The following is a 23,256-nucleotide window of genomic DNA, read 5'->3' on the forward strand; positions in this document are numbered from 1 at the left end:
TTCACAACCATTTAAATGGTTGTGAAGGGGTTTTATAATAATTCATAGTATCTATTGAAATCAAATTGCTAATTCTATTTTTTAGGCTCTACATAAGCAACAAATTTTTCAGCATTATCTTTATTTAAATCTGTTAATGAAAATGTGCCAATGCTAAAGCGCATCGTTAATACATTATCATTTAATTCGATATTTTCAATTTCGTCATATCTAATGTTTCTATAGTAAAACTGTCCATCCATATCAACATTTAAAATAAGACGTTCATTTGTTGCGACATAAGCTGCCTCATATACTTTGATTTCACCTTGAACAGGGTACTCCATTTTTCCTAAAACGGAAGGACCTTGTTTCTCAGTTGGAAATAAATCTTCTGGATTAATATTATCTAATATCATTCGATTACCTACCTTTTCAATTAGTCTGCAACTTCTAAGTCTACAGTATTAATATCAATACCCATAGCATCTGCTACACCTTGACCGTAAGCTGGATCTGCTTTATAACAATGTCTAATGTGACGGTGTTTAAGTGGGTCAGTAACTGGGCCCATTTCATTAGCCGTATTATTAAATAATATTTGTTGCTTATCAGGTGACATGCGACGGAATAATTCACCAGGTTGTTCAAAGTAGTTATCATCATCTTCACGATAGTCATATTCGAATGCTTGACCTTGAATGTCTAAGCCTGGTTTTTTGTATTGCGGTTGGTCTTCAAGCGCACCGTTACTATTTGGATAATAGTGTGTGCCACCGCCTTGATTATTATCTAAAATTCTCATTTGACCATCTCTACTGAATGGACAAATATTTTCAACACCTACACCTTTAGGTTGGTTTACTGGAATTTGCCAATGGTTAGCACCAAGTCTGTAACGTTGTGTGTCACCATATGAGAATAAACGGCCTTGCAACATTTTGTCTGGTGAAAAGTCTAGCCCTGGTACGATGTTTGTTGGTGCAAATGCTGCTTGCTCAACATCTTGGAAATAGTTTTCAGGGTTTCTGTTTAATTCAAACTCTCCTACTTCAATTAATGGGTATTCGTCTTTATACCAAACTTTTGTTAAATCAAATGGATTATCTTTATGGTTGCGTGCTTGTTCTTCAGTCATTACTTGGATGTACATTTTCCATTTAGGGAAATTACCTTCTTCAATGTTTCCAAATAAATCTCTTTGAGAAGACTCTCTGTCATTTGCTATAACTTGTGCCGCTTCTTCAGGTGAATAGTTTTCTATACCTTGTTGTGTTCTGTGGTGGAATTTAACCCAAACACGCTCGCCTTTATCATTGTACATAGAGTATGTGTGAGACCCAAAGCCATGCATATTTCTGAAACCTTTAGGAATACCACGATCTGACATCACTATCGTAATTTGATGTAACGCTTCTGGTAATAATGTCCAGAAATCCCAGTTTGCTTGAGGATCTCTCATGTTTGTTTTTGGATTACGTTTAACAACATGGTTTAAACTTGCAAATAATTTAGGGTCTCTGAAGAAGAAGACTGGTGTATTGTTACCAACTAAATCCCAGTTACCTTCGTCCGTATAAAATTTCAATGCAAAGCCACGAATGTCACGTTCTGCATCAGCTGCACCACGTTCACCTGCTACTGTTGAAAAACGAGCGAACATTTCAGTTTCTTTTCCAACTTCAGAAAAAATACTTGCAGAAGTATACTTTGTAATATCATTTGTAACTGTGAACGTACCAAATGCACCCGAACCTTTCGCATGCATGCGTCGTTCAGGAATAACTTCTCTATCAAAGTGAGCCATTTGTTCTATGAAATATATATCTTGCATTAAAAGCGGACCTCTAGGACCTGCTGTCATACTATTTTCTCTATCTCCTACTGGTGCACCAAATAATCCTGTTAGTTTTTTACTCATTATATTATCTCCTTTAATTTACCGCAGTTAAGTGATTCTTTTCTTTATAATTATTGATGACTGCATTTGTAATACTTTCAATAAACAGTTGATTTGAGCCAGGCATTTCAGCTCTATAATAATTACAACCTATATCATCGCAAACTTTTTTACATTCATAATCATTATCATATAAGACTTCTAAATGTTCACATGTAAAACCTAATGGAACGTATATAAAGTTTTGATAATCATATTGTTCATGTAATGTTTGAGTTAAATCTTGCACATCTGGTCCAATCCAAGGTTCTCCAGTATTACCTTCAGATTGCCAACCGTTAAAAACATGGTTATGTCCAATTCGTGATTGGATTAACTGTGCTGTTTCTTCAAGCTGACTTGGATAAGGATCATTATGTTCCAATATCTTTTCTGGAAGACTATGAGCCGAAACGATAATTGCTGTTTTTTGATGCGCTTCTTCAGGTATTAAATTCAATTGTGTATTTACTGAATCAACCCAATATTGGATAAATTTCTCTTCTTTATAAAATTGATCCAATGTAGTTACTTTAATATTTTTCTCATTTGCATATTGAGATGCGCGTTGGTTATACATTTCTACTGAAAATGAAGAATAATGTGGTGTTAAAACTACACTGACGATTTCATCAATACCCTCCGCACTAATCTCATCTATCGCATCTTCAATGAATGGATGTATATGTTTCAAACCTATATATAATTCATAGCTTATGTCATTCGTCATTGAGTTAAGTGTATGACATAATGTTTCTGCTTGTTTTTCCGTCGTTGTTGCTAAAGGTGATACGCCACCAATATATTCATATCTATCTTTCAAATCTATGTATGCTTCATGGCTTGGTTCGTGTCCATGTCTGATATGCGTATAGTAAGGTAAAATATCTTCTTCCTTATATGGCGTACCATAGGACATACATAATAATGCTACACGTTTCATGTTAAGTGCACCTCCACTAACTTGCTCTTCTTTACAATAATTATCTATTTGTAATTATTATAATCTATTATAACGTAAAAATGATTAAAGTCTATATTTAAATATTTAATAAATCATTTGAATTGATAATACATCCTTATAAGTGATAATGAATTATGCGTTTTCATTATTTTTCATTGTTATAAAATTGTGAAATGACACTTTATTTCCTTACAATAATCTATTTTTTATATGTAGAAAGTGAAAATATAGTAGCCGTCTACCTCAAATTAAATAATTTAATCCGAATTGAATACATACAGGCTGTAGCTGTACCCTTGGCAAGCGAGTATGAAATAATATGTAATATAGCAAAATAGAGCTACCAATAATTTGGCAACCCTATTTAACGATTACATTCAATTTACATCACAATTCGTCCGTTATACAAAATCATTTTTTATTATAGTCATTATATATCTTTCCTGTTAAAACCGATCACACCTATGACACACAGTATAATGAAAATAAGTAAAAGGGTTATTATCGGCTCACTTGTAAAATCATCTATCGGCAAACTTGGAATATGCTCAAATGGTGTGATATCTTTCATCCAATCTTTCACATTCAGTAAAGTACCTAAATAATTCACTAAAAAAGTATAAGCAAGATAAGCATAGACTAAAGTCGTTAACTTTATGCCCCATCCAATTACGACAGTTCCTATACCAACAAAACTCAGTATGGCTGGTATATAGACAATAGCTGATTGGATAACCATGTCAAAATCGAGTGGCGTATCCATTGAATAGAATTGTCCAGCATACAAACCGAGTCCTGCGACAAAAATCATCACTACCGCATTCACCGCACTGATGATTAGAAAACTCAATAAGTACTTGATACGCGAAATCGGATTCGCTAATACAAGCATCGCGTACCCTTTATCTATGGCTTTCTTTATTTTAAATAAAGCTAACAGTGTAGGCACCGTACTGATTATTGCCATCACTAACATTAATTGCGGTAAAAATTGTTTGACGTAATCTCCATTTGGATTTTCTAACATAGACAGTAATAATGGATTATCTTTAAAAAAGTCGTCTAAATTTCCAAAAATAGAGCCATATGATAAACCAAGTATAAATAACCCAATAGCAAAATATATAAAACTCATTTTTTGTAATCTTATTTGTAAACCTAGTGGAGACTTCATGTACGATTTCGCATGTTGCTTACCTTTTTTCTGTGGTAATAATTTAGCTTCGATATCGCGCAAACCATTTAACACAAAGGCAGATATAACAAAGATAACTGTAATGCCTAAAATGCACCACACCGGCCACCAATAATCTTCTGAAAAAGCATACGTTCTAGACAACCAGCCCATCGGTGAAAACATAGATAGCGTCTCGTTGGCTACGTCTCCAAACGCCCTAACCAAATACATGATGAGTAATAGCGCGATACTCACACCGATTGTTTCACTACTTGATGATACAAATTGGGCAACTAACATGGTCAATGCAGCAAACATAATACCAAATACACCTAAAGCTGAACTATATAAAAATGCTCCAACTAAATCTATACCATCAACACTTATCAACGTTAGACCTAATGTAAGTAATATCATTAGACTGACATTAAGTAATAAAGTCTGTAGTAGGTGGCCCATCAATGGTGCTTGTTTACCAATCGGCAAAGCAGTTAGTATGATTATTCTACCGTCTTCTTCATCGCCACGCGTGTCTCGAGATACTATCAAAATATTCATAATTGCTACCATTATTGCTGTGAATAAAGTCATTTCATGCGTAAAAAGGACACCAATGTTTACATGTTCAAAATCAGCTGGCCCGAGCATCGCTTGCATCGCAGGGTTTTTTGACATTTCAATAATAGGACTCATCTTAGATTGGCTCGGGTACATCGACTCAAAAGCAGGTGGAATCATTAACGTTAAAGCAGTTAATAAGACCACCCATAAAATCATTTTTTTACTATTTCTTTTTACATAAAAATAAAATAACTTTGAAGTTTGGTAAAATGATTGTTTCATATCATTCACCTATTTCATCTGTGGCTTCATAATATCGTTTAAATATTGCTTCTAGTGTTGGTGGCATAGATTCCAATTTTTTAATGTCGAAGCGACTTAGATATTCAATTACAGCAGAAATTTTATCTGAATCGACTTCAAAATAATATGTGTTGTCTTCTTGCCTCACATTATTCACACCCGTCACTTGTGTTAACGTTCCTAATTGGTGTCCACTTTCAACGGTGAATTGCATACGTGTAAGATGACGCATCTCGTCTAAAGTCCCAGAAGTTATCATTTTCCCTTTACGGATAATACCTACGCGATCGCACAATTTTTCAACTTCACTTAAAATATGACTCGAGAGTAGTACACTTTTGTTATTGTCTTTTATGTCTTTTATGCATTCTTGAAAAACTTCTTCCATTAAAGGGTCAAGGCCAGAAGTAGGTTCATCTAAGATATATAATTTTGCATCAATACTAAACGCAGTAATTAATGCTACTTTCTGACGGTTTCCCGTAGAATAAGCACTACATTTTTTATTAGTATCTAATTCAAAGCGTTTAATTAATTCATTTTTTCTAGTGTGATTTGCTTTAGGATGAAGACTGAGAAAGAAATCAATGATTTCTCCACCGGTTAAATTTGGCCAAAAATTGACATCACCAGGCACAAAAGCGAGATCTTTATGCACAGCGACTGCATCTTTCAGCGCATTTTTGTCAAAAATTTCAATATTACCTTGTGTTGGTTTCAACATACCTAATATTGCTTTAATTGTCGTCGATTTTCCAGCCCCATTTGGTCCAATAAAACCATAAACTTCACCCTCATTGAGTTCTAAATCCACACCATCTAAAGCGTAAAATTTACCAAAGCGTTTTGTTAAATTATGAATTTTAAGTAGGGTCATACACACCACCCTTTACACGATTTATAACAGCCCTTTAACTCTAAAATCAGTAACGATTAAAATTATCTTGTCTTCTTTCATATCTCCATCACAAGTATCTGCATCACTAGAAGGCATACCTAATATGCTAAGCTTTTCTTTTAATTCTTCAGCTTTTGAATCAAAATCTTCATCTATATCAACTTCGTTATAATCAACTGCTGTAACTTTTATTTGTTCAGTAACCTCTGCAGTTCGATTTTTATCATTTGATAGCACGTATATATCTTGGCTACCAATACCTCTATCTTTTAAAGCCTTCACATCCGCTACTAAAGCCGAGTCATTTGTATAAGGTTTCACAACAGGTGCCATACAAATCATCCCTTTCCAATACTTCAACTTATTAAGATACTAATTTTTCGCCTTAATCATTAAACTGTTATATCGATTTTCAGTTATATAAAAATAAGTATCCTCTAACATTAAATCGAACAATTCATCTCTGACCATGTCATCTGTCATTTTAAATTGCGTTTCAACCTTTTCTTGTTCTTCATCTTCAACAAAAATAACTTGATCTTTTCTTACATCTACGGTCTTACGTTTATAAATGAGTTCGAGATGCGCACGCCCTCGATGTATCGCTTCTAAGTTGTCTATCTTATAGGCACTTTGTACAAACTCTTCAATTCGTCTTTCTCTGTGACGCTTACCTTTTGAAGTTTTAAAATCCTTTGTATACTTTAGCTTAACAAGTAAATAAATGACTAATATGAAAAGTATCGTTACAAGAAATAGTAGCGTAGCCATACATAGTCCCCCCTTTTATTTATGTGAATCTTTAATTTAAGTTAACATTTTTCAATATTACAGTTATTTTTCCCCTTTGAAAACGCTTTTAAACACTTTTAAAATCTTAAAATTAACTTTTATTGTTGTAAAAGATTACTATTAATAATTTATACTTATTTACTAATACAATCTGACAATATATAAAGTTTAACTTCTATAAAAAAGGCAAAATATATAGTATGTAAGAATTATGAAGGGTGATATATAATGCTTTTACAAGAAGAAATTAATAACTTGGAACAATTCGATGGTAAGTCACGAAATCAGAAAGTATTCTCAATTTATTTAGATACTAGTCCCGAACAAGGAACAAAGTGGAAAATCGAATTAAAAAATGCCCTAAAAGACTTATCAGACAAAACAAAAAGCAGTGACAATCATGAAGAAAAAAACCAAGCAAAAGACATTATCAATAAAGTAGAAACTGAAATACAGGGTGCTGAACCTAATTTAAAAAGAGGTCTTATTTTGTTTATGACTGCCGACGAGACATTAAAGTTCGAAAAGCACGTAAATATTTCTATAAAAACAGAATTTAAATGGGATACAAAACCTAAATTAGATCAGCTAAAATCATTACAACAAAGCTATCCTTATACGGGTGTTTTAGTTTTACAACAAGACAAAGCACGTGTGATTGAAACTGAAATTGGTACGATTGTAGACGAAGATTATTACACTCTAGATTTAGATACTAATGATTGGAGAGAACATTCTGGACCACAAGGTGATGATTTAACTCAAGGCGGCGCGCAAAGAGATGAATATAAAGAACGTGTGAAAGCTAATCAAGAACGTTGGTTCAAAAGTTTAGTAGCTACTATTGAAAAAAATGCTAAGAAAAAAGGTTGGCACCAACTTTACTTAGCTGGTGAAAAAGAAGAAGTAGAAAAATTAAAAACGATGTTCAATCGTAACATTGACCAAGTCACACCAAGTAATATACTAAATTTAAATGCGACAGAAATTATAAATAAAGTAATGGAAGAATAAACTTCAAATCATGCTAGTCACAATATACAAAAAAACTTAATATGTACTAAATTTTAAAATCTGTACTTTGCTTTACCATATAATTTAAAGGGTTTGTTTCCTGATTTTTGTAGGAGACAAGCCTTTTAATTTTTTTGATTCGTTCATAGTTATAAAACTGAATATATTAATATTATTATATCTATTTTTTCAATTCATTTTGATAGTATTTCAATATAAAAATGCCCCCTTCAAATTTAGCTTTTTAAGCCTAAATTTTGGGGGCATATCAATAACAATTTATTTTTGTTAAGGTGTTTTTATACATGGATAGTAATGTCACCTATTGTTTTGAGTTGAGGTTGCGTTACCCACTTTCAAAGCTTGGAGCATAATCCCTATAATGAGTATGCTACCTATTGTATCTGTAAAAAAGTGTGCACGTAGATAAATTCTAGAAATGATAATCGAAATGACCAATAATACGCAGATGATAGTTAGCCATTTATTATTTTTCAACAATAATATGAGACTCACCAGTAGACAGACACTTAACACGTGCATACTCGGAAAGCTATAGCCATCTATACTGAGATCAGGTCTTGGTCGTTGAATAATATATTTAAAAAATGTACCTATCAACAAAACACTGAAACACCAAAATCCATACCACCAAAACTTAAATTGATTATAAATAAATACGAGTATTAAAATCACCAATATCATGATTAAACAATGCAACGGCTGAAATATATTAGAAATTATTTCAAGATATACAACGACACCGTTAGAGTTAATCGTCCCATGTAACCATTGATAAATAAAATTATCTAATGGATCAGTTAAATCTATATGTATACATATCATGAGTATCAATAAGCACAAACTTACTAAAATCATTTTCAAATAATCTCTCACTTAGTTTAATTTCCTTTCATTATTAATTCTTCTAGCTACTGCTAATAGCGTTCCATAGGCGATACTTATGCTCAATATAGATGATCCGCCATAGCTTAATAGCGGCAATGTTACCCCTGTTAAAGGAATGATGCCCGAGACTCCTGCTAAATTAATGAACACTTGCATAAATAAATAACTTACGACACCGACGCAAATTAATTTATAAAATTGATTTGTGGTTTTATTTGCATATATAAGCCCTTTAACTAAAATAAAGCCATAAATCAGTAATATAAATAATACACCCAGTAAACCTAATTCTTCTGAAATAACCGTGAAAATAAAGTCAGTATGCGGTTCTGGTAAGTAACCTAGTTTAGCAATGCCATTACCTAGACCTTTTCCAGTAAATCCACCATTTCCAATTGCTGTTAAGGCACTCGTCAGTTGATACCCATCATCTTTTTCGTATTTAAATGGGTCGAGCATGACTTGAATACGTCTTAATCTGTAAATATTTTTAGCATCAAAAATCAAAGTATAGATACTATAAAATACAATTGGAATCACTGCAATTGCCATGATTTGAATTTTTACCTTATTTTTTAAATCTGAATAAATAAGTATGCAAGCAATAATCGCTACTGTTAATAAAGTACCTCCCAAGTCCCCTTGCATTAAGACAAGTAATAGACTAATACCGATTATGCCTAGTGGTGGGATGAGATGTTTCAACTGATAATCCCTTCGACTCGATACACGTTGATTAATCACATAAGAAAGATAAAAAATTGAGGTTAGCTTTAAAAATTCTGAAGATTGAATACTAAATAAACCTAAATTAATCCAGTTCTTGGAACCGTTTATTTCCTTACCAATTAACACAGTAATCAGTAATAGTAACAATGTACCTAACACCATTATTTTCTGTACATTATGCTCTTTAAAAGCATTAATGTTAACAAAACTACCAATAAATATAATAATGACTATACCTAAAATCAAAAAAAGCAATTGTCTTTTCATAAAATAATTACTTTCAATAGGTATGCCGCCTGTTAATGCGCCCTTAGATGCAGAAACCATACTCGCACTGTAAACCATCATTACTCCTATAATACCGAGTATGATAAAACAGAGAATCATACTAAAATCTAAACCTTCTAAACGCCTACGCGCCATTGTTAAAAATCGCTTCATGACTTCACCTCATTATGACTGATAGACTCCAGTAAAACATATTTTTACTATGTCCTCAATCATACTTTAGGCTCACCTAACTTACATTCGATTATACTCATTCTCATATTATTAAATATGTTGCTTTAAATCATATGCATTGTGCTACTTTTCATCTTATGATAAACTCTATTAACGATTTAACATATCTATAATAACCATTATATAAATGGATAATTTTTTTAATAATTTCACTCAACAAAGGAGTTTTAACTTGAATAAAGACCGTTTTGATCAAATTGCCAAAAAGTACGATGGCCCGAGTAGAATACATCTTGCTGATACAATTGCAGCAGAGGTAAACAAGGTATTCGAAAACACTTCATATCAGTCGTTATTAGATTATGGTGGCGGCACTGGTCTAGTAACATTAAATATAGCGCACCATTTTGACGAAGTCATAATGATGGATGCTGCATCTCAAATGATCGAGGTGTTTGAAAGCAAAATTTCTGAACTAGGTAAAACACATATTAACGCTTATGTAGGTGACATTCTTTCAGATGAAACACAGATTAATACTAACTATGATGTAGTTTTCCTTTCCTTAGTATTACTACACAGCGGTGATTACAAAGCGTTATTAACAGCATTACGTGCGAAATTAAATTCTGGTGGTCTGCTCGTTCTAGTTGATTTTAATAAGAATGAAAATGTATACCATCCAAAAGTCTATAATGGCTTTGAACAAACGGATATCCAGCAACTATTTACTGAATTAGGCTTAACGGATGTCCAATCACACACATTTTATGAAGGTCAAAATATATTTATGAATAAAGACGCGAGTTTATTTATTGCAACTGGCCGTTCATAATTTAATATACAAAAAGCGAACTTTCAGCTGTTGAAAGTTCGCTTTTTGTATAATTACATCACTGATTTTAAATTTTCTTTTTCAACATCTGACAAAAAGGCATATTGAACTGCTCTTAAATTGATAAATTCAATCTGTTCAATAGAAATAAGTTGATGTTTCATCAATAACGCATATTCTTCATTTAGTGAGGTTTGAGTGACCGTACGATTATCCGTGTTAATAATAAAAGGTATATCCTGTTCTAACAAGTAAGGTATATTTAATTCTGTTAAATCCTTTATCGCTTTCGTTTGAACATTACTTTTCGGACACATTTCTAACATCACATTGTTTCGCTTTATTTCTTGTAACGCTGCTTCATTTTCATTAATGGCAACACCATGACCCACACGTTTTGCGCCTAATTTAATAGACTCCATAACATTATGCATACATCCACACTCACCGGCGTGTAAAGTGAGATTAAAACCTTTATCTAAACCGTATTGAATTGTGGTACGAATATCTTCTGGTGGAAATGCTGCTTCAGGACCTGCAAAATCAATCCCACGCACCACTTCACTATCTCTCTGCTCAAGATAATCGAAAAGCGCTTCATTCACTGTAGCTTCATGCTGTCTCATTGCACAAACCAATAAATTAATTTTGATATCCATCGTTTCTGTTGCAAGTTGGACACCCGCTTCGACTGCTTCCAATACATCTGCTAACGACAAGTCGTGTTCAGTATGCAATAACGGTGCAAAGCGAATTTCTATATACTTTACATTATCCTTACTTGCCTGTTGTGCAACATCTACGACAGCTCTTTTGAGACTATCTTTTGTCTGTAGCACTTTTAATATTTCATCAAAACACTGCAAATATTCATCTAGGCTTTCACAATTTTCACTTACGAGCAAATGGGATTCTTTTAAAGTTATATTTTGTTCAGCAGCAAGTTGCTTTATTAACGCTATACTTGTTGAGCCATCGAGATGACAATGAAGTTCTATTTTAGATATATCTTGTATGGATTTATGCATGTCTGAAACCTTCCTTACTTCCGATATGTCACTATAATTATATTTTGCTGTAGACACAAAGAAAGATTTTATTAGAAATTAATTCATATACTATAACATGATTATTTTAACATGACCATAAAACTATCCACATTTATGACAAATGCTCATCAATTATAAATCGTTTATACACTTTAATTTATTATAGTTTTCCAAAATACCCCAAAATGGTTAATGTTATACCTAAGCCTATAAAGCATGTGACTAATATTAGGACAATCACTTTGAACTCTAGCATAAAATAATTTCTATCTTGTCCTTTATTTACTAGGAAAACACCACAAAACACTACTAAGATCAATATAATAAGCAAACTATAAGCAATTATATTTAAGATTTCCAACCATATTCCCCTTTCGTGTTTTGTCTTTTTTAAATACTTTAATCAACGCGCCACAATATTTAATTCATCTATCTAAATATATTGATACAGCTTCAAATAGTTAACAATTTTATTTACAGATTGCTCGATACTATCTTTTTCTGTATCTATGACTATTTCTGGCGTTTCTGGTGTTTCATAAGGTGCACTGATACCAGTAAATCCAGCAATTTCTCCATTTCGAGCTTTCTGATACAATCCCTTAGGATCTCTCGCTTCACATTCCTCGAGACTGCATAATGTATGCACTTCTATAAATTCGTCCTTTTGCAATAAACTGCGTACCGTGTCACGATCCGCTTGATAAGGTGAAATAAATGCAGAAACAGTGATTAACCCTGCATCGACCATTAGCTTTCCTACTTCGCCAATCCGTCTAATATTTTCTGTACGGTCTTCTGGACTAAACCCAAGATTATTGTTAAGTCCATGTCTGACATTATCTCCATCTAATCTATACGTATGTATCTGACGTTGAAATAATGCTTTTTCTAACGCAACAGACACCGTTGATTTACCAGACCCTGATAATCCAGTAAACCAAATCAATACACTTTTGTGGTCGTTACGGCGTTGTCTTTCTTCTTTTTTAACTTCGGATTCGTGCCATGTAATATGTTGAGATGTGTTCATTCACTTCACTCCTTTAAATTATTGCTCTTGCAAGCCTTTAATCAATACTTCTGCTACTTCTGGTCTTGAAAATGCTTTAGGCAGTGATTCTCCATTTTTAAGCTTCTCACGGACTTTTGTACCACTCAGATGTAAATGTGACGAAGCATCGTGTGGACATGTTTTCGCTGTTGCCATGTTTTCACAAGTTTTGCAGTAAAAGGCGTGTTCGAATTTCAATATTTGTATTCCTAATTCTGCTTCATATTTAGTAATAAGCTCTTGGGCTTCATACGTACCATAGTAATCACCTACACCAGCATGATCACGTCCAACAATAAAATGAGTACAGCCATAATTTTTTCGCACTGTCGCATGTAATATCGCCTCTCGTGGACCCGCATAGCGCATTGCCGCAGGATAAATGACTAAGCGTGCTTTATTTTCCGGGTAATAATTTTTAAGAATGACTTCATAACTCTCCATGCGTACAGCAGCTGGAATATCGTCAGATTTTGTTTCTCCAACTAATGGATTCAATAATAGACCATCAACAGATTCTAAAGCTGCTTTTTGTATGTACTCGTGTGCTCTATGTACTGGATTTCTTGTTTGGAATCCTACAACTGTCTTCCAATTCAAGTCATTAAATAATTGTCTTGTTTCAGCAGGATCTAAATGATAATCTACAAAATCGTCATGCTTTGGTCGATCTAATAAATAGATTGGTCCAGCAAGATAGACATTCCCTTTTTCATATACTTTCTTCACACCTGGATGGTCAACGTCTGTAGTTCCATATACATGTTGCGCTTCTTTCTCTTTGTCGTACGTATATTTCTCCTCTAATTCAAGTACGCCATATAAATGTTCGTCTTCACCATATAATGCGACACGTGTTCCTATCTCTAGTTGCTTTGCTTTATCTTCAGTTACAGGTAAGGTAATTGGGATACTCCACACTAAGCCATTACTTAAATGTAAGTCTTCTACTACATTTGTATAATCTGCTTCATTCATAAATCCTGTTAACGGACTGAACCCACCAATAGCAATAAGCTCTAAATCTGACAAACTCCAAGGATTCAGCGTAATAGCAGATAATGATTTCGACTCGGCCAATAATTCCTTTTTTAGTAAGTCACTCACTTCTCTGTTAATGAGTTTTCCACCATGTGCTTCAATCGTATTTGTAATCGTTTCTGTTGTTAATGTCATGCTTATACACTCCCTTTATGTTTTAATCTAGTTCATTCGTATTTGCTTTATTTTTAGAAATTGAAAATGATAATTTTTTGTTTTGATATAAAGCATAAGTAATTAAAATAATCCAAATGACAATAAGCGATACTTTAATTGTTATAGATATTACTGGTGTTAGGTCAAAAACACTGATTAAAGAACTACTATTAGTAAAGATAATCAAACCACTTACGCAAACCGCTAAGATATTCACCGGTAAAATTTTAACAAGCCAAGCTGCGAAAGGCGCTGCAATTAATCCTCCAATACTCAATGACACCACTAAACCTAAATTAATCTGATTCCAACCTAAAAAGATAATAAAGCTAATTGATGCTGAGAGTGCCACGAAAAATTCACTCGCAGACACGGTACCAATTGCATATCTTGGCTCTAACTTTTTTTGAGCTAGTAACAATGGTGTGTTGACTGGCCCCCAGCCCCCGCCGCCAACTGAATCAAGGAAACCTGCAATTGCGCCTTGTGGAATCATAGCGTAACGACCTATTTTACTTGCATCTTTTTGTATTTTGTTGTCTTTTTTAAATAAAAATTGGTATAAAATATAAAAACCCATAGTTAATAAAAACACAGCAATAAAAGGCTTAATTAAATTACTATGTATATGACTTAAAAACGCCGCTCCAATAAATGCTGTAATTGCGCCTGGAATTGCTAATTTAATCATTGTCGGCTTGTGCACATTTTCAAACTTCCAGTGTGCTGTGCCAGAAGCAGCAGTTGTAGCAACTTCAGCAAAATGAATCGTTGCAGATGCGATTGCTGGCGCTATACCGAAAGTTAATAATATTGAGGAAGAAGATGCACCGAATCCCATACCAAGGGAACCATCTATCAATTGTGCGAGAAATCCTGCAAGTGCGAAGATAAATAACTTATACATGTGTCATACTCCTTCCGAATTGTGTTTAGTTCAGTGAATCAAGCCATTTAACCACATCTCTTTGGTTATCTTTTTCCAAATAACGATCTGCTAAAATTGATTTTAAAAATCTTTGCTTTTCTAATGAAGATAACGAACTACGTTTAACGCGTTGTCTACATTCATATAAGAAATCTACATACACTTCATAACGACTCGTAAACTGTTGTTGAAATTCAGCGAGAATTTGTGCTGTAAGCGCTGGGCTTGCACCGTTTGTAGAAATACTTAATGTCAACTTGCCACGCCGTAATATACTTGGAAATACCACATCACCTGAGGTCGCTGCTCCAGCCATATTTATCATTGCGTGACTTGGTTTATGTTGCAATACACATTGATTTGTAGATGCGCTATTTGTCGCTACAACAATGAAATCTGCCTGTTGGATATCGTTGATTTCAAATAATTTTTCACTCCATTTGATTGCTGAGCGCCGTACCATATCTTTCAAATTTTCAGTAATAGTGGGGCTAATCACATGAATGTCTTTAGCATAATCGACTAAAGTATTCACTCTTCGTTCTGCAACATTACCGCCGCCAATTACAAAGACTTTCTTGTTTGAAATATCAATCATGAGCGGAATCAATGGCATTATGTCACTCCTTACTATCTTGAGTAATTAAGACTGTTACTGGTTTACAGTTTCAAATGTTTCTTCTACACGTTCTTTTAATGCAATTTGTAAATGACTATGGTTGCCAAGTCGGTCACACAGTACAATGCCATGCTCTCCGTGATATTCATCTATTGTTGTTGCTATATGACGTTCTAGAATACCTGTAAACCACAAATATGGAACTACAAATATTTGTGAATGTGCTTTGTTGACTGCATCTTGAAGTGCTTCTTCAAATGAAGGTCCACACGCAGCCAAATAACACACTTCGATGTCTAAATTAATATTTATATCTTGTAACTGCGCTTTGATTGTCGAGAGATCTTTTTGTGTTTGAGGGTTATAACTCCCCCTACCTACAATCAACACTTTCGCATCTATATTAGGTGTCATCTGTGTTTCTTCAATTCTTTGATGTAGTATTTCAGTTAAGCGTTGTTGTACTCCTAATGGTTTCCCATAAGAAACTTTGACATGTGGGTACAGTTGCTGATTTCGTTGAATTTCTTTCGGTATATCTTTGAAATAGTGTCCTGCACTTAGTAAGAGTACGGGTATCACAGAAATTTCAGTTGCTCCTTTATTGACTAATCGCTGAAAGCCTTGTGACAAGTTAGGCTGTGTTAATTCTAAAAAGCATGTTTCTTGTAATGGCACATCGATTTGATTTTTAACTAATTCAATAAAGTTCACAGCTTCTGTAACAGCTTCATCTACTCTACTACCGTGGCTGACATATAAGACGCCTCGCATACTAAGCCCCCTCTATTGACATGTTAAATTCGCAAGTGACGCTTGTGATTGCCCCGCTTCAAACCAACTGATATGTTCTCTTAATTTGACCACTTCACCTACGACTATCATTGCTGGGTTTTCAATATCTTTGGCAACTTCAACAATGTTCATCAAGTTACCAACCACTGTCTTTTGATTCTCTGATGTACCAAGCTGAACCAAAGCGACCGGTGTATCAATGGGACGTCCGTGTTTAATCAATAGTTCACTAATTTCTGGTAATTTTTTGACACCCATATAAATACACAGTGTTTCTGGACCGAGTGCAAGATGTTTCCAATACGAATCTTTATCTATATTCTTATTAATCACACCTGTAACAAAGGCAACAGATGAGCTATAATCTCTATGTGTAACAGGGATACCTGCATATGCAGGTGCTGCGATACCTGATGTAATACCTGGCACAATTTCAAATGGAATTTGATGTTCCGCTAAAATTTCTGCTTCTTCTCCACCTCTTCCAAAAATAAAAGGATCTCCACCTTTTAATCTTGTAATGGTTTGACCTTTTTTCGCAAAATTCACTAACAATTTATTCGTATCTTCTTGTGGTAAAGAATGACGATGAGGATCTTTGCCACAATACATAAACTTCGCTTTCGGCGATGCATGACTTAATAACTTTTTGTTTACTAGTCGGTCATATAAAATAATATCTGCTTGTTGAATCGCTTTTAATCCCTTTACTGTGATTAAATCAGGATCTCCTGGACCCGCGCCTACTAAAAATACTTTACCCATCTTGCCACCACCTTCTCAATTTATTAACTATGGAATACTTGACCATCTGTAACTTCGTCTACGATACCTGCACGTATGACGAAATCACCAAAATGTTCACCCTCGGTTCTTTCTTTCGCATATTGGATTAATATCGGTCTCAAGCTTTCCAAAATCTCAGCTTCTGCTATATTTTCTTTGAAAATTTTATTTAATCTATCGCCTGTAAAGCCGCCACCCAAGTACATGTTATATTTTCCTGGGCCCTTACCTATAAATGCAATTTCTGCTAATGCAGGTCTGGCACATCCGTTAGGGCAACCTGTCATTCGAATCGTAATTTCTTCGTCGTTTAATCCTGCTTCATCTAATAATTCTTCGATTTTTCCAATAAGTGATGGTAAATAACGTTCCGATTCAGCCATCGCTAAACCACAAGTCGGAAAAGCCACACATGCCATAGAATTTCGTCTTAATCCTGTATAATGTTCGCCATCTGTCAGACTATATTCTGAGATGATTTTTTCTATTTTTGGCTTTTCACTGTCAGAAACATGCGCAATAACTAAATTTTGGTTAGGAGTTAGTCTAAAATCACCTTTATGAATTTGAGCAATTTCTCTTAACGCTGTTTTTAATTTATAGTCATCCGTATCTTTGACTCGACCATTTTGTATAAATAGCGTGAAGTGCCATTTACCGCTGCCTTCTGTCCAACCATAGCGATCTCCATTATGGTCAAAATGATATGGTCGCTCACTTTCTAATTGCCATCCAAGACGTGCGTTTAATTCATTTTTAACCCACTCTACGCCTTTGCGATCTACTGTATATTTAAAACGTGCGTTCGTACGGTCTTCACGATTACCATAGTCTCGTTGAATTGTTAATATTTTTTCACAAACGTCCACAACTTCTGCTTTAGGAAAATAGCCAATCAGCCGACCTACTTGAGGATATGTAGCTGTATTGCCATGTTTCATTCCCATGCCACCACCAATCGTTACATTGAAACCGACGAGTTCGTCTTGTTCTATAATGGCAATCAAACCAACATCTTGTGAATAAACATCGATATCATTCGAAGGCGGCACTGCAATACCAATCTTAAATTTACGTGGAAGATACGTTTTACCGTACATTGGCTCAGGTTCTGCATCACTCGTATCTAATACTTTCTCACCATCTAACCAAATTTCGTGATAAGCTTGCGTCTTCGGTGACAAGTGTCGACTGATGTCATTCGCAATTTGATTAATTTCTCCATGTACCTGAGACTGATAAGGATTCGGATTACACATCACATTACGATTGACGTCACCACAAGCTGCTAAAGAATCTAGTAATGCCTGATTTATACTTTGCATAGAACTTTTTAAATTTTTCTTTAAAATGCCATGAAATTGAAATGCTTGTCTTGTCGTAAGTTTGATTGTTCCATTGGCATAAGTATTCGCAATATCATCCATCGCAATCCACTGTTCAGCAGTTGAAGCACCACCTGGCGCGCGTACTCTAATCATGAAACTGTATGCCGGTTCTAATTTTTGCTTGCGACGTTCATCTCTAATATCTCGGTCGTCTTGCATATAACTGCCATGAAACTTTAAAAGTTTTGTATCATCTTCTGTAATCGAGCCAGTAATTCTATCTGCTAAACCTTCAACAATCGTGCCACGGAGATAATTACTCTGCTCTTTGATACGCTCTAATTCATCGAGTTTGTCAGAAAAACTTACATTCGTTTCAGCCATACATCATCCCTACCTCTCTTTTAATAAACATCTCTTTGATAACGTTTTTCTTTTTTCATTTGTGTAAGATACGCTTCAGCATCCGTTTCAGACATGCCGCCTTCTTGTTCTAATACGTAGCGAATCGTTTCATGGACATCTTTAGCCATTTGTTTTTCATCGCCACATATATATAATGCAGCGCCATTCATTATCCATTCGTAAAATGTTGCACTTTGTTCAGCAATACGATGTTGCACATAAATTTTTTCTTCTGAATCGCGTGAAAACGCTACATCTAATTTGCTTAATACATCATCTTTTAACCAAGTTTGCCATTCCGTTTGATATAAAAAATCTGTAGTAAAGTACTGTTCTCCGAAAAACAGCCATGTATTACCAGTTAATCCTAGTTCCTCTCTCTCTTGAAGATATGATCTAAACGGTGCAACTCCGGTACCTGGGCCAATCATTATGACGGGCGTTTCTTCGCTAAATGGAAATTTAAAATTAGGATTCTTCTTCAAATAAATCGGTATACTATCTCCTGGCTGTAAGCGTTCGGCTAATTGTACGGAACAAACACCATCACGTTCACGTTCGTGAGCCTCATACCTTACTGCACCGACTGTAATATGCACTTCATCTGGATTTGCTTGAAAACTACTTGCAATAGAATATTCTCGTGGTGGTAACTTTCTTAACAATTGATGTAATGACTGTGAATCAAATTGATTCGGCGGAAAATCTGTTAATAAATCGATTAAGTCCCGACCTTCTATGTAACTTTGTATCCATAACGTATCCTCTACTTGCTCGGTTAATGTCGTATTTTCAAATAACGTTGAGGCTTTTAGCACTAAGTTCTTTGTTAATTTAGTAATTTCAAAATGGTCTCGTAATGCTTCCTCAAGTGTTAGCTTGTCACCATTGGAATTAATAGGAATTTCGTCTTGCGCATGCCAACCTAAAGTTTCAATAAGTAATGCCACGAGATTAGGATTGTTTTGTGGCACTACGACTAAGCAATCACCTGGCTCATATGCTTCACCATAGTCATCTAGTAAAAACTCAATATGCCTTACTTCTTTGTTAGATCCTCGACCGTTCAAATTAATGTTCTCCAAGACTTCTGCTTCATATGGATTCGACTTGGAGTAGCGCTTTTCTTTTGTTGCCTGCGCTGTTTCTGCTAGTATTACTGACTCTTTATGACTAGATGATTGGTTGAGTTGTTGAATATTTTCATTCATCCATATTTCTGCTTGCTCATCAAAATCTAAATCACAATCATGTCTTGCTACTAAACGTTCGCCGCCTAATTCTGACAATCTAGCATCAAAGTCTTTACCTGTTTGGCAAAAGAACTCATATGATTCATCTCCAAGGGCAAGTACTGAATAACGTACACCTTCTAATTTAGGAGCTTTTCTACCATGTAAAAATTCATGAAATGTAAGTGCATTATCTGGTGGATCACCTTCACCATGCGTAGCTGAAATCACAAATAAATCTTCTACTTTTTTCAAGTCTTTAGGTTTAAATTCGTCCATTGCAGTCAATTTCACAGTGTAGTTATGTTCTACTAATCGATCTGCAAAAATTTCTGCCAAACTTTGCGCGTTACCAGTTTCTGAGCCATAAAGCACTGTAATATTTCTATCAATATTGTCTTCTGACTCACTATTTAATACATATTCTGCTACTTGCTGTGGTGCTTCAGCATCACTGACTAAAGTGTTTTGATATGCTGAAAGATAACCACTCAACCAAACTTTTTGTTCTGTGGTTAAAATGCTAACGACCTGATTGAGTTGGTCTGCTTGATGCTCATTAAATGGACTATTTGATACAGATAAATTCACCGCAAGTTCACCTCTTTTTGTTTTGTATACCATTTGTAAAAATGTTGATTAATCTTTCTAATGCCATTGTATGTCTTAAAGACAACTCTATACATTGAACATAATATAATTGTTGAATAAATAATGGTTTAATTATATACATATCCGATGTGCATACTAAGGATTTATAGTAAAAAAAAGAATCTTAATCTAAATCATGGTTTTTCAGTCGTATGAAGACCACATTCTGTCTTGTTAGAATTACTCCATCTACCTTCCCTTGAGTCTCCAGAAGTTGAAACTGCTGATGTACAAGGTATGCAGCCAATACTCGGAAAATTAAAATCATGTAGTTCGTTATAATGTAAATCATGTTTTTTAATATAATGCCATACATCATCCCACGTCCAATGAATAAGCGGGCACACTTTTACTGATTTAAATCTTTCGTCTTTGTTTACATAATTTGTAAATTGACGACTTGGTGATTGCTCTCTACGCAATCCTGAAACCCAAGCTGTAGCACCTGATAACACTTCTTCCAGTGGCTTAATTTTACGTATGTAACAACATTGATTAGGATCATTCTTCCAAAGTGCTGAATTGAACTGGTCAGCCTGTTCATCTAGAGTTAATTCTGGTTTTTTAAGCTTGATATTTAGTTCTGGATAACGTGCTTTCACTCTATCGATTAAATCATAGGTTTGTTGAAAATGAAGATCTGTATCTAAAAATACGATTTCAGCATTTTTTCTAACACTATAAATCAAATCAATCAAAACCATGCCTTCCGCACCAAAGCTACATGCATAAACAATTGAATCACCATACATTTCATACGCCCATGCGATAACCTGACGTGCACCTTTAGTTTCATCTGAAATATCTAAGTCATTAAAAGCGTCGGTTTTAAAGTGCTCATATGTTATTTTTTCCTCTGACATTAATGGGTTCATCCCCTTTTCTTTAATGTTCTGTTTTTAAAATTCATATTATTTTTAGTCTTTAGAATTATTCGAAAATAATTATGATACATACTTTACTCATTGTAATTTTTTATGTCAAGCGTACTTTTAAACTATGGTTTCTATTAAAAACAGTATAATTCCGTTAAATGTAAGCGCTTAACATAGCGTATTCAAAATGTTTTCGATAATTATTTTTAAATAATAATTATAATAATGTAATTTTCATTAACAACGTTGTAAAACACGTTATATCAACATTTCTTATTTTTTATAAATATTTTTCTTATTTTAATTATTGTAAGCTCATAATTTATTTTTTAGTCAAATGACAAAAGCGCCAATAACAATTAAATGTCATTGGCGCTAGTTCATGAATAAATTCAATTTTATCTAATAATTATGCTGAAAAACTAAGTCTTGGAATAAATGTTTCAAAGTGAATGTTATCCATTGGTATACCGATTGTTTGTAATTCAGAAATCATTGCTTTTAAGAATGAATCGCCACCACAAATATAAACTTCTGTTTCATTATCTACATATTGTTGTAGTTGTGCTACTTCAATAAAGCCGTCTTCATCACGGAAATGTGTGTCAAAACGTGCAAGTGAAGACTGGTCAGAAATATCGTTTAATTTGTTTTCAAAAGCGACATTTTGCGCATTAGACGTTGATTGTAAGAATGTTGATTCTAAACCTGAACTAACCGCTTCTTTATACATAGAAACAAGTGGTGTAACACCCACACCTGAACCTAAGAATAATTGTTTATTTTCTTTATTCGCTAGAGTAAAACCGCCTACTGGCGCAGATAAGCTCAACGTATCTCCAACTGACACTTCATCGTGTAGTATTGTTGATACTTCACCTTCATGCGCTTCAGTAACATCTTTTCTAACTCCAAATGTTAAGAAGTCTTTACCACCATCAACAATAGAATAATGTCTCTTAGCTTGGTAAGGTAGTTTGTCACTCGTAATATCTACAGTAATATATTGACCAGGAACAAATTGACTTAAATCAATATCATCTGATTTAATTGTAAATGCTTTAATAATCTCAGTTTCTTCAGTGATTTCAGTAACTTCAAATGGTTTGAAGCCATCCCAAGCCATATTGCTATAAACTTCTTTTTCTAAGCCGATAAACGCATCAGCAATTTCTCCATAAGCTTTAATCCATGTTTGGATAATTGGATCTTCATCTTCAAGACCAGTCACTTCTTCAATCGCCCATATTAAATTTTCACCAACAATTGGATAATGTTCGGGTTTAACTTGTAATGCACAGTGTTTATATACAACAGGCATAATTGCTGGAACAATTGGTGATAAATCTTTGATATTTTCAGCTGCTGCTAATACAGCCATTGCAAGCGCTGAAGATTGTAATCCTCTTTTTTGGTTAGTTTGATTAAATACATTTTTTAATTCTGGATGTTGTTCAAAGAGTCTCTTATAAAAAATTGATGTAATCGTTTGTCCTTTATCTTTTAGTAATGGCACTGTTTCTTTAATTGTTTGTATCTCTTCTTGAGTTAACATATTGGCCCTCCTAATTTATTCTATATGCCCATTATTATACGAACTTCACTTACTTACAATAAATTACAATTTATTTCACACAACATTCACATTCTATATTTATAAATTTGTAATTATTTTCCATTTTTTTAAAAATAAACAAATGCAGATAACATGAATTTAAAACTTACCCTACTTAAAAACTTATATTTTAAACTAATAATTTTTTCTTTAAAATATG

At 34.1% G+C, this 23,256-nt stretch carries 22 protein-coding genes; 2 read left to right on the plus strand and 20 right to left on the minus strand.

Translation table 11 applies throughout. From position 1 onward, the window contains the following. Positions 1–74: 74 nt before the first annotated feature. From MHB47_RS12785 to MHB47_RS12815, 7 genes are all read right to left on the minus strand, one after another. Positions 75–398: a PH domain-containing protein gene (locus tag MHB47_RS12785; protein ID WP_002506126.1), complete on the minus strand. Its 324-nt coding sequence runs from the start codon at positions 396–398 to the stop codon at positions 75–77. Positions 399–418: 20 nt separating this feature from the next. Next, the gene (locus MHB47_RS12790) at positions 419–1,900 is read right to left on the minus strand and encodes a catalase (RefSeq protein ID WP_340757074.1); all 1,482 of its coding nucleotides are present in this window, start codon (positions 1,898–1,900) and stop codon (positions 419–421) included. Positions 1,901–1,913: 13 nt separating this feature from the next. Continuing rightward, the gene (hemH, locus tag MHB47_RS12795) at positions 1,914–2,861 is read right to left on the minus strand and encodes a ferrochelatase (protein ID WP_340757077.1); all 948 of its coding nucleotides are present in this window, start codon (positions 2,859–2,861) and stop codon (positions 1,914–1,916) included. A 451-nt stretch (positions 2,862–3,312) separates the two neighbouring features. Next, positions 3,313–4,836 carry an ABC transporter permease gene (locus MHB47_RS12800; RefSeq protein WP_340757079.1) on the minus strand — a complete coding sequence of 508 codons (1,524 nt, stop codon included), beginning with the start codon at positions 4,834–4,836 and terminating at the stop codon, positions 3,313–3,315. A gap of 67 nt (positions 4,837–4,903) precedes the next feature. Next, a complete protein-coding gene (locus tag MHB47_RS12805) occupies positions 4,904–5,800 on the minus strand; it encodes an ABC transporter ATP-binding protein (protein WP_340757081.1) in 897 nt (298 codons plus the stop codon). A gap of 21 nt (positions 5,801–5,821) precedes the next feature. After that, positions 5,822–6,154 (minus strand): general stress protein, encoded by a 333-nt coding sequence (locus tag MHB47_RS12810; RefSeq protein ID WP_340757083.1) that lies wholly within the window; start codon positions 6,152–6,154, stop codon positions 5,822–5,824. A 39-nt stretch (positions 6,155–6,193) separates the two neighbouring features. Beyond that, positions 6,194–6,592, minus strand: a complete 399-nt coding sequence (locus MHB47_RS12815) for a hypothetical protein (protein ID WP_340757085.1) — start codon at positions 6,590–6,592, stop codon at positions 6,194–6,196. 249 nt (positions 6,593–6,841) lie between these two features. Between MHB47_RS12815 and MHB47_RS12820 the strand changes: the two genes are divergently transcribed. Beyond that, on the plus strand, positions 6,842–7,627 hold the full coding sequence (locus tag MHB47_RS12820) for a VLRF1 family aeRF1-type release factor (RefSeq protein WP_002511928.1): 786 nt from the start codon (positions 6,842–6,844) through the stop codon (positions 7,625–7,627). A 318-nt stretch (positions 7,628–7,945) separates the two neighbouring features. Here the strand turns inward: MHB47_RS12820 and MHB47_RS12825 are convergent, their stop codons facing one another. Together MHB47_RS12825 and MHB47_RS12830 are read right to left on the minus strand one after the other, a co-directional pair. Beyond that, a complete protein-coding gene (locus MHB47_RS12825; RefSeq protein WP_340757087.1) occupies positions 7,946–8,473 on the minus strand; it encodes a phosphatase PAP2 family protein in 528 nt (175 codons plus the stop codon). Positions 8,474–8,524: 51 nt separating this feature from the next. Then, positions 8,525–9,706: an FtsW/RodA/SpoVE family cell cycle protein gene (locus MHB47_RS12830; RefSeq protein WP_340757089.1), complete on the minus strand. Its 1,182-nt coding sequence runs from the start codon at positions 9,704–9,706 to the stop codon at positions 8,525–8,527. 253 nt (positions 9,707–9,959) lie between these two features. Between MHB47_RS12830 and MHB47_RS12835 the strand changes: the two genes are divergently transcribed. After that, a complete protein-coding gene (locus MHB47_RS12835) occupies positions 9,960–10,562 on the plus strand; it encodes a class I SAM-dependent methyltransferase (protein WP_340757091.1) in 603 nt (200 codons plus the stop codon). 53 nt (positions 10,563–10,615) lie between these two features. On the opposite strand, the gene add is transcribed toward MHB47_RS12835, so the two are convergent. From add to MHB47_RS12890, 11 genes are all read right to left on the minus strand, one after another. Beyond that, entirely contained in the window at positions 10,616–11,590 is a 975-nt protein-coding gene (add, locus tag MHB47_RS12840; RefSeq protein ID WP_056935144.1) for an adenosine deaminase, read from the minus strand. Between the two features lie 454 nt (positions 11,591–12,044). Then, positions 12,045–12,644 carry an adenylyl-sulfate kinase gene (gene cysC / locus MHB47_RS12845; RefSeq protein ID WP_340757095.1) on the minus strand — a complete coding sequence of 200 codons (600 nt, stop codon included), beginning with the start codon at positions 12,642–12,644 and terminating at the stop codon, positions 12,045–12,047. 18 nt (positions 12,645–12,662) lie between these two features. Beyond that, complete coding sequence (gene sat / locus MHB47_RS12850) at positions 12,663–13,841, minus strand: sulfate adenylyltransferase (RefSeq protein WP_340757096.1); 1,179 nt, start codon at positions 13,839–13,841, stop codon at positions 12,663–12,665. A 22-nt stretch (positions 13,842–13,863) separates the two neighbouring features. Beyond that, entirely contained in the window at positions 13,864–14,769 is a 906-nt protein-coding gene (locus tag MHB47_RS12855; protein WP_340757099.1) for a sulfite exporter TauE/SafE family protein, read from the minus strand. 25 nt (positions 14,770–14,794) lie between these two features. After that, a complete protein-coding gene (locus tag MHB47_RS12860) occupies positions 14,795–15,406 on the minus strand; it encodes an NAD(P)-binding protein (RefSeq protein ID WP_340757100.1) in 612 nt (203 codons plus the stop codon). A 36-nt stretch (positions 15,407–15,442) separates the two neighbouring features. Further along, complete coding sequence (locus MHB47_RS12865) at positions 15,443–16,183, minus strand: sirohydrochlorin chelatase (RefSeq protein WP_002506142.1); 741 nt, start codon at positions 16,181–16,183, stop codon at positions 15,443–15,445. A gap of 12 nt (positions 16,184–16,195) precedes the next feature. After that, entirely contained in the window at positions 16,196–16,969 is a 774-nt protein-coding gene (cobA, locus tag MHB47_RS12870; protein ID WP_340757103.1) for a uroporphyrinogen-III C-methyltransferase, read from the minus strand. Positions 16,970–16,992: 23 nt separating this feature from the next. Continuing rightward, entirely contained in the window at positions 16,993–18,702 is a 1,710-nt protein-coding gene (gene cysI / locus MHB47_RS12875; protein WP_340757105.1) for an assimilatory sulfite reductase (NADPH) hemoprotein subunit, read from the minus strand. 20 nt (positions 18,703–18,722) lie between these two features. Beyond that, the gene (locus tag MHB47_RS12880) at positions 18,723–20,546 is read right to left on the minus strand and encodes an assimilatory sulfite reductase (NADPH) flavoprotein subunit (RefSeq protein ID WP_340757336.1); all 1,824 of its coding nucleotides are present in this window, start codon (positions 20,544–20,546) and stop codon (positions 18,723–18,725) included. Positions 20,547–20,740: 194 nt separating this feature from the next. Further along, entirely contained in the window at positions 20,741–21,469 is a 729-nt protein-coding gene (locus MHB47_RS12885) for a phosphoadenylyl-sulfate reductase (RefSeq protein ID WP_002511917.1), read from the minus strand. Between the two features lie 421 nt (positions 21,470–21,890). Further along, positions 21,891–23,036, minus strand: a complete 1,146-nt coding sequence (locus MHB47_RS12890) for a globin domain-containing protein (RefSeq protein WP_002506147.1) — start codon at positions 23,034–23,036, stop codon at positions 21,891–21,893. Positions 23,037–23,256 lie beyond the last annotated feature (220 nt).

Source organism: Staphylococcus sp. FSL K6-3157 (genome assembly GCF_038005145.1).
In the GTDB taxonomy this organism is placed as follows: domain Bacteria; phylum Bacillota; class Bacilli; order Staphylococcales; family Staphylococcaceae; genus Staphylococcus; species Staphylococcus equorum.

Excerpts from the sequence above, each read along its gene's own strand:
- MHB47_RS12825 (WP_340757087.1), bottom strand. The coding sequence starts at position 8,473 with ATGATATGTATACATATAGATTTAACTGATCCATTAGATAATTTTATT.
- MHB47_RS12790 (WP_340757074.1), bottom strand. The coding sequence starts at position 1,900 with ATGAGTAAAAAACTAACAGGATTATTTGGTGCACCAGTAGGAGATAGA.
- MHB47_RS12785 (WP_002506126.1), bottom strand. The coding sequence starts at position 398 with ATGATATTAGATAATATTAATCCAGAAGATTTATTTCCAACTGAGAAA.
- cobA (WP_340757103.1), bottom strand. The coding sequence starts at position 16,969 with ATGGGTAAAGTATTTTTAGTAGGCGCGGGTCCAGGAGATCCTGATTTA.
- MHB47_RS12800 (WP_340757079.1), bottom strand. The coding sequence starts at position 4,836 with ATGATTTTATGGGTGGTCTTATTAACTGCTTTAACGTTAATGATTCCA.
- MHB47_RS12885 (WP_002511917.1), bottom strand. The coding sequence starts at position 21,469 with ATGTCAGAGGAAAAAATAACATATGAGCACTTTAAAACCGACGCTTTT.
- MHB47_RS12815 (WP_340757085.1), bottom strand. The coding sequence starts at position 6,592 with ATGGCTACGCTACTATTTCTTGTAACGATACTTTTCATATTAGTCATT.
- MHB47_RS12830 (WP_340757089.1), bottom strand. The coding sequence starts at position 9,706 with ATGAAGCGATTTTTAACAATGGCGCGTAGGCGTTTAGAAGGTTTAGAT.
- cysI (WP_340757105.1), bottom strand. The coding sequence starts at position 18,702 with ATGGCTGAAACGAATGTAAGTTTTTCTGACAAACTCGATGAATTAGAG.
- MHB47_RS12865 (WP_002506142.1), bottom strand. The coding sequence starts at position 16,183 with ATGCGAGGCGTCTTATATGTCAGCCACGGTAGTAGAGTAGATGAAGCT.
- sat (WP_340757096.1), bottom strand. The coding sequence starts at position 13,841 with ATGACATTAACAACAGAAACGATTACAAATACGATTGAAGCACATGGT.
- MHB47_RS12890 (WP_002506147.1), bottom strand. The coding sequence starts at position 23,036 with ATGTTAACTCAAGAAGAGATACAAACAATTAAAGAAACAGTGCCATTA.
- MHB47_RS12810 (WP_340757083.1), bottom strand. The coding sequence starts at position 6,154 with ATGGCACCTGTTGTGAAACCTTATACAAATGACTCGGCTTTAGTAGCG.
- MHB47_RS12820 (WP_002511928.1), top strand. The coding sequence starts at position 6,842 with ATGCTTTTACAAGAAGAAATTAATAACTTGGAACAATTCGATGGTAAG.
- add (WP_056935144.1), bottom strand. The coding sequence starts at position 11,590 with ATGCATAAATCCATACAAGATATATCTAAAATAGAACTTCATTGTCAT.
- hemH (WP_340757077.1), bottom strand. The coding sequence starts at position 2,861 with ATGAAACGTGTAGCATTATTATGTATGTCCTATGGTACGCCATATAAG.
- MHB47_RS12855 (WP_340757099.1), bottom strand. The coding sequence starts at position 14,769 with ATGTATAAGTTATTTATCTTCGCACTTGCAGGATTTCTCGCACAATTG.
- MHB47_RS12805 (WP_340757081.1), bottom strand. The coding sequence starts at position 5,800 with ATGACCCTACTTAAAATTCATAATTTAACAAAACGCTTTGGTAAATTT.
- MHB47_RS12860 (WP_340757100.1), bottom strand. The coding sequence starts at position 15,406 with ATGCCATTGATTCCGCTCATGATTGATATTTCAAACAAGAAAGTCTTT.
- cysC (WP_340757095.1), bottom strand. The coding sequence starts at position 12,644 with ATGAACACATCTCAACATATTACATGGCACGAATCCGAAGTTAAAAAA.